Source organism: Legionella sp., from assembly GCF_049790535.1.
Lineage (GTDB): Bacteria > Pseudomonadota > Gammaproteobacteria > Legionellales > Legionellaceae > Legionella.
Window position 1 is genome coordinate 1 of record NZ_JBAQZB010000110.1, and the last position, 16,015, is coordinate 16,015.

Sequence of the window (16,015 nt, forward strand, 5' to 3'; positions counted from 1 at the left end):
ACGGGATATTTGGCGACAGATGGTAAAATACTGGGGAATGCTTTTTGGAATTAACTTTGTTTTAGGCATTGCTACTGGTTTGACAATGGAATTTCAGTTTGGTACGAATTGGGCTTATTACTCGCATTATGTAGGCGATGTATTTGGTGCCCCCTTAGCGATAGAAGGTATTATGGCCTTCTTTTTAGAAGCCACTTTTGTTGGTTTATTTTTTTTCGGTTGGGATAAATTAAGTCGTATACAACATTTGTGTTGCACCTGGTTGCTTGCTTTAGGCACAAATCTTTCCGCCTTATGGATATTAATTGCCAATGGCTGGATGCAAAACCCTGTGGGTGCAGAATTCAATTTCCATACCATGCGTATGGAGGTCACCGATTTTGCCACAGTTATGTTTAACCCAGTAGCACAAGCTAAATTCGTCCATACCATCAGTGCTGGATACGTAACCGGATCTATATTCGTCTTATCCATTAGTGCTTATTTCCTATTACGTCGTCGAAACCTTAACTTTGCTAAACGCTCGATGACGGTTGCTGTCAGTTTTGGTTTAGCTTCTGCTTTAGCAGTGGTTGTTTTAGGTGATGAAAGTGGACAACTTGATTACAACAATCAAAAAATGAAATTTGCAGCTATAGAAGCTCTGTGGCACACAGAAGATGCACCTGCGGCATTCACTGTGATTGGCTGGCCCAATGAAAAAACCATGACAACTGATTATGCAGTTAGGCTTCCTTTTATATTGGGATTAATTGCAACTCATACCTTTCGTACACCATTAGTAGGCATTAACCAACTCATTGCAGAAGGTAAAGACCATATTAAAGAGGGAATACTTGCCTATGATGCCTTGATACGTCTGCAAAAAAACCCCAATGATGAGCAAGCAAAAACAGATTTTACTGCTCATAATGCCTTTTTAGGTCATGGATTATTATTAAAAAAATACACTGAAAATGTAGTTGATGCCAACGAAGAGCAAATTGATAAAGCGGCCCATGATTTAAAACCCCACGTTGTCCCTTTATTTTTTTCGTTTCGCATTATGGTAGCCTGTGGTTTCTTCTTCATTTTATTATTTGCAATAGGTTTTTATTTATCGGCAAAACATAAATTACATACTTCACAGTGGTATTTACGTATAGCTTTCTTGGCCTTGCCCTTACCCTGGCTTGCAGCTGAATTAGGTTGGATAGTAGCTGAATATGGGCGTCAACCCTGGGTAGTACAAGGAATATTACCTACGATGATAGGTACTTCATCCGTCAGCACATCACAAGTACTTACTTCTATGACAGGCTTTATCCTCTTTTACAGCACGCTCGCAGTAGTTGAAGTCTATTTGATGGTTAAATACATCCGCCTTGGCCCTGATAATCTAGCTCACTAGGAGAAATAACGATGCCTTTAGATTATGAAACATTACGTGTTATATGGTGGGAACTGCTTGGCCTTTTACTGATAGGTTTTGCAATATTTGATGGTTTTGATTTAGGGGTGGCTATGTGGCTACCCTGGATTGCGAAAACCGATATGGACCGACGAATTCTCATTAACAGCATCGCACCAACTTGGGAAGGTAATCAAGTATGGTTTATTCTTGGGGGCGGCGCAATTTTTGCAGCCTGGCCAACCTTGTATGCCCTATCCTTCTCCGGTTTTTATTGTGCAATGTTACTTATTTTACTCGCATTAATTTTGCGCCCCGTGGGTTTTAAATACCGATCTAAATTAGGTAATCCGCGATGGCGTTCTTTTTGGGATTATTCTTTATTTGTGGGTGGTTTTGTCCCCACATTAATTTTTGGTGTTGCCATAGGCAACGTATTACAGGGCGTCCCATTTCATTTTGACGATCATTTACGTTCATTTTACACAGGAGGCTTTTTTGATTTGCTTAATCCATTTGCTTTATTATGCGGTGTATTATCTGTTCTAATGTTAGCCATGCATGGTGCTTTTTTTCTTAACGTGAAAACTGAGAAACATCTACAACAAAATGCAATTAAGGCTGGAAAAATAAGTGCTTTCTTGACTTTAGCTGTTTTTATTGGCGCAGGATTCTGGCTACATTATGGCATCGATGGCTATGTGTTAAATGGAGTAATTCTTCATGATGCGCCATCTAACCCCCTTCATAAAACAGCTTTGCAACAAACAGATGCCTGGTTCAATAATTACCGTGCTTACCCAGTAACATTAATGGCACCAATTCTTGGTATAGTCGGTGCATTTTTAGCGCTAATCTTTACTCGATACGCAAAATTCGCCTTTGTTTTTAGTGCTCTTTCAGTTTTTGGAATTATTAGCACAGTAGGAGTGAGTATGTTTCCATTCATACTCCCTTCCTCCACCAATCCTGGACAAAGTCTAACTGTTTGGGATAGCTCATCAAGCCAATCAACTTTATTTACTATGTTAGTCGTAGTTGTTATTTTTTTACCTATTGTCATAGGGTACACCGCTTGGGTTTACCATGTCTTGCGCGGTAAAGTAACTGAAGAATCCATTATTAAGAATAAAGAAACTGCCTATTAGGAGATTATTTTATGTGGTATTTTTCCTGGGTTTTAGGCACAGGTTTAGCCTGTGCTTTTGCAATATTAAATGCTATGTGGCTTGAACTTAGAGATGATGATGAACAAACTGAAGTCAATAAAAAAATTTAAAAGCTTAGTACTGTTTATTTATCTCTAAAACTTACTTCTTGCAGACAAACTGCAGCATGTCAACGCCTGATTAAGGGTTTTAGATCAAATTGTTCGCTCTGATCTATAAAAGATTCCTTAGAATCAACCTGACATGCTTTAAAAAACGATGAAAAATTTAATCTGAATTTATTTAGAGTCCTTTCTTTAGAAGAAAAAATTGATTGTGTTGTCACCTGAATTTTAATTGAAGAATTTGTAGCTTGATTAAGTGCTGCATCTAAATTTCGCTCTAGAGTGGCATTACTTAATTGCTGATGTATGTCTTTAAATGTTTGATTGAGTAGTTGTTTTTTAAATGTCTGCTGTACATCAATCATGGCACTATATGCTGAAAATAAACCTAAAGTTAGTGCTATTCCAATAATTCCCCATCCCAGCAAAGGAAATGCGGCAAAACTACTAAATATCCCCATTCCGTTTAATAATCCAGAAACTCCTGCACTACATCCAGCAATTGAACCAAAGGTTCCCACAAAATCAAAAAAAGCAGAAATAAAAATTTTAGAATAAGGAACTGGTGGTTGTGATAACTCTTCCATGAGACGTTGTATGATAATTTGGTTAGACGGTATGCAGCAATGTTGCTCATATTCTTTGCTCAAAATAGCTAAGAATTGGAATAAAGGTGAATCCTTATCAAGTGCAGTTATTTGTTGAAGATCTTGATTAAGCACACAAGGAAAATACCTATCAAAATCATTTAATTCTTTTTTAGATAACAAGTACTCACGAATACTATTTATGTAATATCCAATATCTGCTGATAATTTTCGCTCATTTTTTCGTAACAAGTCCTGAAGCTGCTGTTCATCCTTTTGAGTTTGTTGATAAGAAAAGTAAAAAACGAAGACGCTAACCGTAAAAAATAATCCTATGGCAATACTTCCCAACATTAAAGAGATAGAACCACCAATAGAACCACCGACTAAAGTAAAAAGTATTCCAAAAAATGGCCATGCTACACCAGCTCCAGAACCAATACCATTAAAGGCAGATTTAACTAATGACACAATCTTATTACATCCAATAACTTATAAAAAACATCTTTATCCTCTATTTATTCACGAAGAGCAAGAGCTGTTATTCAAAAAAACGTTGGCAAAGTTCCACCATTTTTCCAGGATTATAATCCTACCCAGCGAATGAATTGAGTGGATACCTTTAAATTAACTGCGGGTCTACCTTCAAAATAAATAGTAAAACTATTTATCGTATTATTTTCCATGGGTAAAACCCCATCCACTTTTACCTCTTTAATTTTACCTAAATTTACCATCTCCATTTGGGTTTCATAATATCCGCCACGTACCTCTCTAATCACAGGGATTACAAAATAAATTACATTCAAACCAACCTCTTGTTCTGCAGTGCTCGCGTTACTGTTATTAGTCAGATAAATAAGTTCTGACGAACTTAAAGCAATGTATTCAGAATTATTAATTTGTCGTCTTAGCATACGAGTAAGAGGAACGGGAATGTGAAAGATACGTTGGTAACTGTCAGCAGAAATAACAGCAACTGGGTTAGTTTCAGAGTGTTTTCCTTTATAACCACTTCCGACAACAAATAAAATAGCTTCACGTTGATCGTCAGGAGCGCTCTCTGTTATATCCTGAGTTGATGTCTTCGCTGTTTTAGAGAAGGCAACTTGATCACAATTTAAGAATTTTGATTTGGTAAACCAGTTATCACTTGGATAATAAATCACTAATAAGGACTTATCCTTAATTGTATTAATAATTGCTTGTGAATTTTCTAAGGGTAATGCAGGACATCCCCAACTACGCCCTGGTCTGCCATACTTTTTGATAAAAGGTTCTTCTACATACCATCCTGAGTGCATCACCACTGAACGATTAGATGCATTATCATTAAAACTTCTATCCAAACCATCCAACCGTAATGAAAGTCCATCACGACCATAATAAGCTTTTTGTGTTTGATAAACACCTATACTGCTTGCTTTACTATTGTATTTATTTGAAAAATAATTAGAAATTAAGGCACCCGATTTAATACCGTGAGAAACATAAGTATGAAACAATAATTTCTTCTCTTTTAAATTAAAAACCCACAGACGCTTTTCATTTGAGGGCAAAGAATAATCGATAATGGTCAAAATATCATTATGATCAATATTGTATTCAGAGGCACATTTTAAGGTCAAAAGAACTTTATTAATCACCTCCTGATTTAACGTCGATGCCTGATCATGAAGCATCAGACTAATGTCCTTTATAGACAGTACACTTAATTGTTCCGCGCTAAAAATAGGCGCCATTAAACTAATAAGACACATTTCATCATGTACTATTTTTTTTTGTTCTACAAAATCCACCGGAAGTTGGGGAAGATATATGGATGTAGCTATCAATATCCATAGCAGAAGAGCCATAAACATGTCCTTTAGTTAATTTAACTAAGTTCTGTAATGATTAATATAGCTCAAAATTGAAAATCGCAACGGAACGTGGGGAGCAGAGTGCTAACACAATTTTGATGAAAAGTTTTCCTCTAAGGGAGGAACCACTTGATCAGTGGCAAATAATTTTGACACATTCTTTATTAATAAACGCACCTCGCGTTTTCTTATAGGTATATTATTTGCTCGCAGCAAGTAAAGTACATTAACTTCCTCAGTAAAACAACCTTTTAGATCGATTTTTAACCATCTTATCAAGACAAAAGTCTTCCTCAATCTGCTTCATTTCCACATTTATATTATTTTGATATTGCGCACAGTATCAAAAAACTGATCCCTATCTTCTATTTTTCTAATTAATGACTTCACCTCTTTTTTTACTTGATCAATATTGATACAACGAGAAAGAACGGACATAACAACCCCACTTAAGGAACTTAAAGTAGGTTCTACAAATTGCAATATGGTATAGATACTAAAAAAAAGATTTTGTGTTTGTTTTTTATCAGTAAAAAAAGAATCCTTTAAGTCAAACAGTTCATTATGTTAATTAAATTCTTGGCATGGGCTGTTGATTTTGGCTGGTCATAAATTGAAGTTAAAACTTGGCTTAGGTCAGATAACAGTTCATAGAGGAGATTACTCTTAGGTTCATTAATACATTGTTCCCTTACTTCATCAATAGCTAACTTAAAAAATGCAATAGCACCTAAAAAACGGCCATTCAATTGCTGAAATTCTCTAAATTTTATGGAATCATTTTTACCAAAAACATTTCTGATTGCCTCTAAACTTTCTGCGGAATCAACATACGTGCTGATAAACTCAACAACGTTAATATATTTTAGCTCATTAACATCTCATTACCTCGCCATTTTTGAAAACGCTCTTGTTTACTTAACATAAATTTGGGGATTCCAAGTCAAATTTTGTTTATTTTTATTAAAAACATAAGCTCAATACAGGATGGTATTTTAAGAGCTGTTTCATCATCAGATTACCTGATGCACGCTAATAAAATAGCAAGACAACAGATGAAACCAACAAACCAAGTCAATGACCTTAATAAAGCATAGTCTTTCAAATAAAAAATAGTATAGATAAGCCGTGAGATGATATAAATTATTGCTAAAACCTGAACTGTAATGCCTACATTATTTGTAACTAAAGCTGTTAGAGCAGCAGGAGTAAACACTAATAAAGATTCAAAACTATTCTGATGAGCAGCAACAGCTCTGGCCCCCATGCCCATTAAACGGGCTTGTTGTATCCTGGGATGATGATTATCATAAACTCCTTCATTTTTCATAAAATAACCAACAACAATTTTAAGCAAATAAGGAAATAATATTGCGATAAATAGACAAACAATTAGAGTGTTCATTAAAGTCCTGAGTAATTAATAAAAAAATACAAGGTCGATAACTCTTTGTTTTTTATGAGCAAAAGTTCCATAGACCTAATTTATAATAATGAGAAATGAGCTTTAGTTCAATCTAAAAATCACGACTTCTATGCAAGAATCTGTTCTGTTATGATAAATTCCCAACAGATCGAAGATCTTGCTATCAAATTTAAGGGATTAGCCATGACACATGATGATGCAAAAAAAAAATCTAAAGGGCATATAGTTTTATCATCACATCCTTCAGAGCAAACTACTCCCTCACTAAAAATAAAATGGGGAGCAAAAACAGCCAAAGAACGAGGACCAATTATTGCTTCACTAACTAATATTCGCAATCGCAATGCCGTTGGTACGCACTCTGGTTCCTACTCCGTTTATCGAGCGCTAGCAGTTGCTGCTGGAATTTTAGATCCTGAACACGTGCCAGATCTTACCGACACCACACCCTCTGTAACAATAGGCCCACATCCCCAATGGTGTGACCCGAAAAAAATTAGTTCATTAGATCCCTGGGGACATCTTGTAGTTACTGAGTTTGCAAATGAAATTAAAGCTGGATGTGACATTAGACCTACCATCGCTGTAACTGGGGCTCATATTAATATTCCTGAATTACATACTGCCATACAAAAAGGACGCCTCAAGCCAGATGGAAAAATATTAAAAGAATCCGGTGACGTTACCGTTACTAAAGCAGCTATAGAGCCTGTATGGTATTTGCCAGGAATTGCGGAGCGCTTTCAAATTTCAGAATCGCTCTTGCGCCGTACTTTATTTGAACAAACTGCAGGCATGTTTCCAGAACTGGTAACCCGCACTGATCTGGATATCTTTCTACCACCTATTGGCGGTTTAACTGCTTATTTCTTTGGCGATGTAAGTACTATACACGATCCTAAAATTGAACTTACTTGCCGTATACATGATGAATGTAATGGTTCTGATGTCTTTGGGTCAGATATTTGTACTTGCAGACCCTATTTAACCTACGGCATTGAATTATGCATTGAGTCTGCACAAAATGGAGGCGCTGGTCTTATTGTTTATAATCGCAAAGAAGGTCGGGCTCTAGGCGAAGTAACCAAGTTTCTTGTTTATAACGCGCGTAAACGCCAAAAAGGCGGCGACACAGCAGCCAAATATTTTGAACGAACTGAATGTGTCGCTGGGGTCCAAGACTTGCGTTTTCAGGAATTAATGTCTGACATCCTACACTGGCTAGGAATTACTAAAATTCACCGTTTTGTTTCCATGTCCAATATGAAATATGATGCGTTGCAAAAATCAGGAATTAATGTGATTGAACGTGTTAAAATTCCTGATGAACTTGTTCCACCAGATGCACAAGTAGAGATGAGTGCAAAACGCGCTGCAGGTTATTATTCACCGGACCGAATTGTCGACATCAATGAGTTAGCAGAAACTAAAGGACGAGATCTTCATGAATAAGGAACAACAAGAAGGCGACTCAGTTTTAACAATACTCCGTGACCTACATACCATCCGTAATCGTACACAAGCCATCTTAAATCTAGCCAAACACAATAAACTGGCGCATTTTGCTTTAGCAGAAGAAAATATGACCGCTACAGCCTCTTTTGTTACTGAAGTTATTCGGCAACAATACCCTGATCTAAATATTCCATATCATAGCCGCTGGCGCCATTTTGAGGCAGGTGGCATTAATCGACTCCAAAAGATGCAAAAACAATTCAGTGCATTATCAATGAATGAACGAGGAAAAATACTCTTTGAACTCGTAATTATTAGTGTAATTCTTGATGCTGGTGCAGGCCAATCCTGGCGCTATATAGAGCCTGAAACAGCATTAGAATATTCACGTTCAGAAGGTTTAGCCTTGGCCAGTTTACATCTTTATCAATGGGGTAACTTCAGTGCTAATCCAAATACTCCATTAAGGGTAGATGGTCAACGCTTACTGGAGTTTAGTGAACATGATCTCAAACAGGGTATGCAAGTAAGCGAGACCAATGTTTTAGAAGGTATTACTGGACGAGTTGCATTATTGAACCGATTAGGCACTATAATTCAGGAAAATCCTTCCTATTTTGGGGAGGAAGGACGCTTGGGTAATTTTTACACGCACATCAACTCATTAGTCACAAATAATCACATAAAAGTAACGCAAATTTTTCAAGAAGTCCTTAATGCATTTAACACAATATGGCCCGTCAGATCGGTATTTCATGGTGTTCCTCTTGGTGATGTCTGGCAACACCAGGCATTAAAGACAGATGTGCCTGGCTCTGAATATGTCCCTTTCCACAAATTATCACAATGGTTAACCTATTCGTTAATTGAGCCTTTGCAACAAGCAGGGATTAAAGTCACTCATTTAGAAACACTAACGGGGTTACCTGAATATCGAAACGGTGGCCTAATTATTGATACAGGTCTAATCCAACTTAAAGATAAAAAGGCTTTGCTACAACCTCATGATCCAAGTTCAGAGCTTATTGTGGAATGGAGGGCTTTAACGGTGGCATTGTTAGATAAATTAGCTGTTTTAATCAGAAAAAATCTACAAAAAAATGTGCAAGAATTGCCCTTGGCAAAAATATTGCAAGGAGGAACTTGGGAAGCAGGACGTCGTATTGCCAAACAAAAACGAGGTCAAGGTACACCACCGCTACAGATTATTAGTGATGGCACCGTATTTTAAATTAGATCTTTTCACAACGTGCTATACGACCTAAAGTGTGAAGAAACTTGGAGCAGAGCTAAAAGGTATGCACAAGGTTGGTGAACCGAATCGACGAAGCAATGTGCCTCGGCAGTATCGTTTCGAATGAAATCTATTGAACCTCTTCAGGAAAAAAGAGACAACACATGGAGTTAATATGCAAAACCAACAAGTTGTTGTAGTAAACCACCCACTAATTCAACATAAACTGACAATTATGCGAAAAAAGGACACAAGCACTGTTAAGTTTCGTACTCTAATGCATGAAGTCAGTATGCTGATGGCTTATGAAGTCACACGAGATTTGGAAATAGAATATGAAGAAATTGAAACACCACTTTCGCTAATGAAATCACCCGTTTTAAAAGGGAAAAAAATGATTTTTGTTTCCATTTTAAGAGCAGGTAATGGATTAGTTGATGGAATGCTACAACTAGTTCCTACTGCCAGAATAGGTCATATCGGTTTATACCGCGATCCTAAAACCCTAGAAGCAATTGAATATTACATTAAGTTACCCGAACATACTCACGACAGGGATGTTATTGTTGTTGATCCAATGTTAGCAACTGGAAACTCCGCTATTGCAGCAGTTAAGGAAATTAAAGCAATGAACCCTAAATCCATCAAATTTTTGTGCCTTCTTTCTGTACCTGAAGGTATTAATACCTTTCATGAAGAACATCCTGATGTACCTATTTTTACTGCAGCTATTGATAAGCAATTGAATGAGAAAGGTTACATTATTCCTGGATTGGGCGATGCGGGGGATCGTCTTTATGGAACTAAATTAGAATATTAAGCACAAATGCTATTATATCGGTGTCGACTTGATAAAATGAGACAAGAGCGTGCAAGATAAATAGTATAACATTCCTTCTCTCCCTGATACTTTACAGACCTATTCACCTGTAGTATTAAAGAAGAGAAGCATGCAAGTACGATTTTTTGTTGAATTATTGAAATGTTTGAGTTAATATTATGCTGATTTGGAATTGGTCTGCACATGTTAAACTATTTAACAAGCATAATATAAGGTAATTGGAATGTCATTAAATGAATCAACTGCAGTGCTTACTGTGGCAGGAAAGAATGAAAATACATCTCGATGGACAAAACACGATACCGTATGGATGCTCAGTCTTTATGGCACTGCAATAGGAGCTGGAACCCTTTTTCTCCCAATTGATGCCGGACTAAATGGTATCTGGCCCTTAATTATCATGACTCTATTAGCTTTCCCCATGACTTATTATTCCCATCGAGCCTTATGTCAATTTGTTTTGTCCAGTTCCTCCGCACAAAACAACATTACTAATGTGGTTGAAGAACATTTTGGAATTTTTCCTGGACGAATTTTAACTGCTTTATATTTTTTTTCCATTTACCCCATTTTATTGGTGTACAGTGTGGCCATGACTAATACGGTCGAAAGTTTTCTTATAAACCAAATAGGCGTTTCCTCACCCCCACGCGCACTTTTAGCCATAATTTTGATCCTCACACTGATGGCCATTATCCGTTTTGGTCAACAAATTATCGTTAAATCAATGTCTTTATTAGTTTATCCCTTTGCCACTACATTATTGTTTCTCTCTTTATATTTAATTCCTAACTGGAATGATGCCATTTTTCAACAAAGTAACTCATTACAAGCGAATGGCGGACATGGATTATTAACTACCTTATGGTTAGCAATTCCTGTGATGGTATTTTCATTTAACCATTCTGCGATTATTTCTTCTTTTGCGGTAAGTCAGAAAGAACACTATGGAAACCATGCAGAAAAACGAAGCACTACGATTATGAAATACAGTCACTTAATGATGGTTTTTTCAGTCATGTTCTTCGTTTTTAGTTGTGTTCTTAGCCTGTCCCCTCAAGATTTAATGCAAGCGAAACAACAAAATATCTCTATTTTGTCTTATCTGGCAAATCATTTCAAAACTCCGTTAATTGCGTGTATTGCGCCGATCATTGCGTTCATTGCCATCTCTAAATCTTTTTTAGGACATTACCTGGGTGCTAAAGAAGGTCTTAGCAGTATTATTGTTAATGTATTAAAGCCATCGGGTAGAACCATTAGCCCAAGGAAGCTGCAACAAATTATTGAACTTTTTATAATTATTACTTGCTGGATTACTGCCACAATTAACCCCAATATTTTGAAAATTATTGAAACCCTGGGTGGGCCAATCATCGCCATACTTTTGTTTATTATGCCCATGTATGCTATTTCCAAAGTACCTGCGATGAAGAAATACACGAATCAGGTTGTAAGTAACTTATTTACTGTAATTATGGGTTTTATAGCCATTTCAGCGATTATCTATTGCTTGCTTTAAACTGCAAATGCAATGCATTACTCGTGATTTATTACAAAAAGATGTTCATTTCAAGAAAATTGTGGAATAATTAATCAACTTATCTATTCAGTATTTTAAATGCACACTGAATTTCAACAGATACCTATAGAAAATATTCAGGCAGGCCAATACCAACCTCGGCAAAATTTTAATGCCACTGCCTTACAAGAACTGGCTCAGTCAATTGCCTCACAAGGATTAATCGAACCAGTCATCGTAAGGGCTATAACAAAAGAGCGTTATGAAATTATCGCAGGTGAGCGACGTTGGCGAGCTGCTCAATTAGCGGGTATGCAAAAAATACCTTGTCTAATTGGCCACTACACTGACAAACAAGCATGTACATTAACCTTAGTTGAGAACATCCAACGTGAGGACTTAAACCTTATTGAAGAGGCGAGTGCCTACCGTCGTTTAATAAATGAATTCCATTATCATCAAGATGAAATCGCAACGCTGGTTGGCAAATCACGCAGTCATATTGCCAATATTTTACGCATACTCAATCTAACTGGATACGTGAAGGAGTATCTTCGTAATAAAGCATTATCCTTAGGACATGCACGCATACTTGTAGGTTTAAACCCTGCTCAGCAAGAGTATTTAGCTGAACACGCTGTTGAAGAACAATGGTCTGTCAGACAGTTAGAGGAGGCTGTAAAAGAACAAAAAAAACAAAGAATAATAACACCGGGAAATGCTAAAAAAGACAGGGATATTGAACGTCTGCAAACCATACTGGCAGAACAAGTTGGTGCGCCAGTGCAAATAGTAAGTGATAATGAAGACGGCGGATGGTTAAAAGTAAAATTTTTTGATAACGATACCCTTGCAGGACTTCTGGAGCGCTTAGGCTTACGATATGATTAAACTATAATAAAAAAGCTGCGCTCTGTTAATCATTCAGAACCCGGTTGTTTGGTATAGTAAATAAATGGGCTACTTTTCCTAATAACTTTAAGGAACCTGCATTAATGAAAAGGACTTTAACTAGCTTATGTTTATGGGCATTATGGTCGGGATCGCAAGGTGCCAGCGTACCCAATGAGGTGGATAAATTAATTAAAAAGGTTAATCCCAAAGTTAATCTTGGGATAGTAGTTGTTGATTTGACCTCTGGTGAAACCCTATACCGTCGAAATGCAAATCATTTATTTATTCCTGCAAGCAATATGAAGTTGTTTTCTGAAGCTGCGGCACTTATGGTGCTTGGCCCCGATTATCATTTTAAAAATCAATTAAGTATTAGCTCTGGCAAAATACAAAATGGGGTGTTGCACGGTAATATTTATTTACAACTCAGTGGCGATCCTTCATTTTCTCGTGAAAACTTAAAAAAATTAGTGTCTTCACTTAAGGATTTGCACATTAATACCATCCAGGGCAACTTATACATCGACAGTAGTCTTGCTGTTGTGGATGCCTATCCTCCTGGTTGGCTAGCTGCTGATTTGTCCTATAGTTATGGTGCACCAAATGCTCCCGTAATAATTGACGCAAATCGTTTGACTGTTACAGTAAATCCTGGAGCCAGATCTGGCGATCCCGCAATGGTTGAAGTTGATGATGGAGGCGCAGCCATTACAGTGAACAATCAGGTAACCACAAAGACCAGTGCCAACGAATGTGGTGTCGGTTTTTCTCTAGACCAGGACAACCACTTAATAGCACGAGGTTGTGTTGGTGTAGATCAATGGGCAGTACAGCAACGTATGGCCATCAAAAATCCTCTAGCTTACACCCAAGGCATAATCCAAAACGATCTGGCACAAGCGAATATTCAACTTAATGGCCAAATACAATTAGGTAAGACACCCACTGGAACAGTATTAATCGCGACAAACTATTCTAAAGCCTTATCCGAGTTAATGGCAGATACCTTAAAGCCTTCCGATAATTTATATGCAGACAGTTTATATTTACATGCCGCTGCAAAACTGAATGGTTCTCCAGTTAATTGGAATGAAGCAGAGCCATTCATTAAGAAATTTCTACAAGCACAAACTGGAATTGACTTTAAAAACGCTGTATTTGCAGATGGTTCAGGATTATCTCGTCACAGTTTGGTCACTCCAGAACAAACTTTATCGCTGTTACAATTTTTATATCAACGTTTTCCATTATCTTATGAATACATTTCTGCTTTACCCGTTTCAGGACGTGATGGCACGTTACAAAAGAGATTTCGTACACCAACACAACAAGGTTTTGTCCGTGCAAAAACAGGTACAATGACTGGAGTTAATAGCTTGTCTGGATATTTATATACCTCAAATGGCCATACCTTGGGCTTTGCCATGTATATCAATAGACGGCCAGGCAAAGCCACGGGTCCAGGACGACCAGTTTTAGATGCATTGTGCTCCTATTTTCTGCGGTTAAATCCAGTAAGTAGTCGTTTAACGCAAGTTTTTTCAGCTCATAAGCGTATGAACTTCCAACTAAACCCCACGCAAGCAGAGCGACAAAAAATACATCAAGCCAAATGGCGCCGATTAGAGTCAGCAGTACGTATAGCACTTAAGGGCCAATCAGTTAACATTGTATACAGAGGAAATGAGTTGATTGTTAATGACCATCAATCTGATGCGGGAAAAGTTTGGACATCACTGCAATTTGTATTTAAAAAATATCCTTTTGCTGTAATCTTATCATCGCAGACGTTAGCGATTAATCAATCAAGTAACCCCATGTTACTTTGGCTTAAAACCACTAATGCAACAAATCACTTACAAAGAACGTGGACTATTAAAGAAGCTGCATAAAAAATGCTGAAAAAAATTTACGATACATACTTCCCTCATCTACTAATGATGAGGAAAACTTTAGCTAGATTCCAATGAAATCATTTTTCCAAATTATTCTGCTGGTCTTTATTGTAGTTCATCAGGCTTACGCAAACCTACATTTTTTAACCATAAGTGATATTCATTATGACAAAAAAAATACCTCAAGTGACGGCCAAGACACAGGAACCGAATTTTTAAAAATCAGCCTCAATAAAATGAAACAATTAAGTAAGAATATAGAATTCATTATTTTTTTAGGTGATATTCCCTCACATGCACTCTTTAATAACAATAAAGAAGAAGACGAAAAAATAATTTTTCATGGTTTATATCAGAGCAATGTTAAAGCAAAACCTTTGTTTTATATTACCGGAAATAATGATTCTTTGCAGGGTGATTACCAAGCATTTGAGTTCAATGGCGTCTCTCCTTTAACCTATGCTACAGACTGGGAAGGTGCTTGTGTTCATTGCAAAGATTTAGTAATTGATAGTAGTCATATGTATCATGATGGTTATTATTCCAGCTACGTTATGCCCCATAATAGAGAAATTATATTAATTGCACTTAATGCTAACCAATGGGCAAAAATACCTTGGTTGGCAAGAATTTTTTTCTCAAAATATTCGAAGCAAGAAGAGAATGCTCTAGCACAATTTGCCTGGTTAGAACAGCAATTAAAAAAACACAGCGCCAAACAATTATTAATTGCAATGCATGAACCCCCAGGAAACTCTTATCTGGGTGAACCCATTTGGTATAGGCACTACACACAACAATTTATTAAAATACTAGCCAAATACACCCATCAATATGGTCAAATTACTTTACTCAGTGCTCATACTCATATGGAGGAATTTAGAAAAATCCGATTAGCTAATGGAATAAATATCTACTCTTATTCAACACCAGGAATCAGTCGTATTCATCATAATTATCCAGGCATGAAAATATTTAACTTAGACAATAATCTGAAAATTAAAGATTTTATTACTTATTATACAAGCTCTCTCCACCAATGGAATAATCAGCAATACCATGCATTAGGTACGCCTGAAGCTATTTTCGCTGATTGTCAGAATAAAACACTAGCCCAATGCATGGATGAGTTAAATGTCTATCAACTATGTAATCATTTGGATCGGGGATTATTTTATGGGGTAAAAAATCCCAATGTTCGCGATACGTCGTGTAAAAACACTTATCTTGTAAATTAATTAATTCTGCATGTAATTGGAAAATTTAAATGCCTGCTCACAAACTAGATTTTTTATACTATTTTTATGCTAAGAAGTTTATTTTCCCCTTCTGAAACCAAAATAGATTTTGAAAAAAACGTCTTAAACTTTTGTTGGTTCGAGTCTTTAATGTTTAGAAGGTAGTTTAGGTAACAAATCTTGTACAATCTAGCTTTTGAAAATAGTGCATTGATGTTTATCTGAAAAAACTAATGATGATGATGTTAGTATTCTTGCGCTTCATTACCTAACTCACCTTACGCAGAGGCCTTCAATAATTGCAGCTCATTGCACATAATTTGATTCGCTTTAAGCAGTAATTTTTGTTTAATAGCAAAATGATTCAAAGACGTTTTCACTTTCAATAATTCAAGCTT

The 16,015-nt window shown here is 36.6% G+C and carries 13 protein-coding genes and 1 pseudogene; 10 read left to right on the forward strand and 4 right to left on the reverse strand.

Annotated elements, in window-relative coordinates:
• The 3 genes from WA877_RS06660 to cydX form a co-directional block, all read left to right on the forward strand.
• Positions 1 to 1,390: cytochrome ubiquinol oxidase subunit I (locus tag WA877_RS06660; RefSeq protein WP_425170140.1), on the forward strand; the 1,390-nt coding region annotated here is incomplete at its 5' end.
• An 11-nt stretch (positions 1,391 to 1,401) separates the two neighbouring features.
• Positions 1,402 to 2,538 carry a cytochrome d ubiquinol oxidase subunit II gene (gene cydB, locus WA877_RS06665; protein ID WP_425170141.1) on the forward strand — a complete coding sequence of 379 codons (1,137 nt, stop codon included), beginning with the start codon at positions 1,402 to 1,404 and terminating at the stop codon, positions 2,536 to 2,538.
• 11 nt (positions 2,539 to 2,549) lie between these two features.
• Complete coding sequence (cydX, locus tag WA877_RS06670) at positions 2,550 to 2,669, forward strand: cytochrome bd-I oxidase subunit CydX (protein WP_425170142.1); 120 nt, start codon at positions 2,550 to 2,552, stop codon at positions 2,667 to 2,669.
• Positions 2,670 to 2,728: 59 nt separating this feature from the next.
• Here the strand turns inward: cydX and WA877_RS06675 are convergent, their stop codons facing one another.
• From WA877_RS06675 to WA877_RS06685, 3 genes are all read right to left on the reverse strand, one after another.
• Entirely contained in the window at positions 2,729 to 3,721 is a 993-nt protein-coding gene (locus WA877_RS06675; protein ID WP_425170143.1) for a hypothetical protein, read from the reverse strand.
• A gap of 113 nt (positions 3,722 to 3,834) precedes the next feature.
• The gene (locus WA877_RS06680; protein ID WP_425170144.1) at positions 3,835 to 5,106 is read right to left on the reverse strand and encodes a murein L,D-transpeptidase catalytic domain family protein; all 1,272 of its coding nucleotides are present in this window, start codon (positions 5,104 to 5,106) and stop codon (positions 3,835 to 3,837) included.
• A 1,024-nt stretch (positions 5,107 to 6,130) separates the two neighbouring features.
• Positions 6,131 to 6,517 carry an MAPEG family protein gene (locus tag WA877_RS06685; protein WP_425170145.1) on the reverse strand — a complete coding sequence of 129 codons (387 nt, stop codon included), beginning with the start codon at positions 6,515 to 6,517 and terminating at the stop codon, positions 6,131 to 6,133.
• 204 nt (positions 6,518 to 6,721) lie between these two features.
• On the opposite strand from WA877_RS06685, the gene WA877_RS06690 reads away from it, so the two are divergent.
• The 7 genes from WA877_RS06690 to WA877_RS06720 all read left to right on the forward strand — a co-directional run bounded on the left by WA877_RS06690 (position 6,722) and on the right by WA877_RS06720 (position 15,617).
• Complete coding sequence (locus WA877_RS06690; RefSeq protein ID WP_425170146.1) at positions 6,722 to 7,990, forward strand: GTP cyclohydrolase II; 1,269 nt, start codon at positions 6,722 to 6,724, stop codon at positions 7,988 to 7,990.
• A complete protein-coding gene (locus WA877_RS06695) occupies positions 7,983 to 9,224 on the forward strand; it encodes a URC4/urg3 family protein (protein WP_425170147.1) in 1,242 nt (413 codons plus the stop codon). Before WA877_RS06690 ends, WA877_RS06695 begins: the two co-directional genes overlap by 8 nt.
• A 178-nt stretch (positions 9,225 to 9,402) precedes the next feature.
• On the forward strand, positions 9,403 to 10,047 hold the full coding sequence (upp, locus tag WA877_RS06700) for a uracil phosphoribosyltransferase (protein ID WP_425170148.1): 645 nt from the start codon (positions 9,403 to 9,405) through the stop codon (positions 10,045 to 10,047).
• Positions 10,048 to 10,291: 244 nt separating this feature from the next.
• Positions 10,292 to 11,590 (forward strand): serine/threonine transporter, encoded by a 1,299-nt coding sequence (locus tag WA877_RS06705; RefSeq protein ID WP_425170149.1) that lies wholly within the window; start codon positions 10,292 to 10,294, stop codon positions 11,588 to 11,590.
• Positions 11,591 to 11,689: 99 nt separating this feature from the next.
• Positions 11,690 to 12,481, forward strand: a complete 792-nt coding sequence (locus tag WA877_RS06710) for a ParB/RepB/Spo0J family partition protein (RefSeq protein ID WP_425170150.1) — start codon at positions 11,690 to 11,692, stop codon at positions 12,479 to 12,481.
• A gap of 104 nt (positions 12,482 to 12,585) precedes the next feature.
• Entirely contained in the window at positions 12,586 to 14,376 is a 1,791-nt protein-coding gene (gene dacB, locus WA877_RS06715) for a D-alanyl-D-alanine carboxypeptidase/D-alanyl-D-alanine endopeptidase (protein WP_425170151.1), read from the forward strand.
• 74 nt (positions 14,377 to 14,450) lie between these two features.
• On the forward strand, positions 14,451 to 15,617 hold the full coding sequence (locus WA877_RS06720; RefSeq protein ID WP_425170152.1) for a metallophosphoesterase: 1,167 nt from the start codon (positions 14,451 to 14,453) through the stop codon (positions 15,615 to 15,617).
• 278 nt (positions 15,618 to 15,895) lie between these two features.
• On the opposite strand, the pseudogene WA877_RS06725 reads toward WA877_RS06720, so the two are convergent.
• Positions 15,896 to 16,015, reverse strand: a pseudogene (locus tag WA877_RS06725) (IS701 family transposase); the annotation flags it as partial.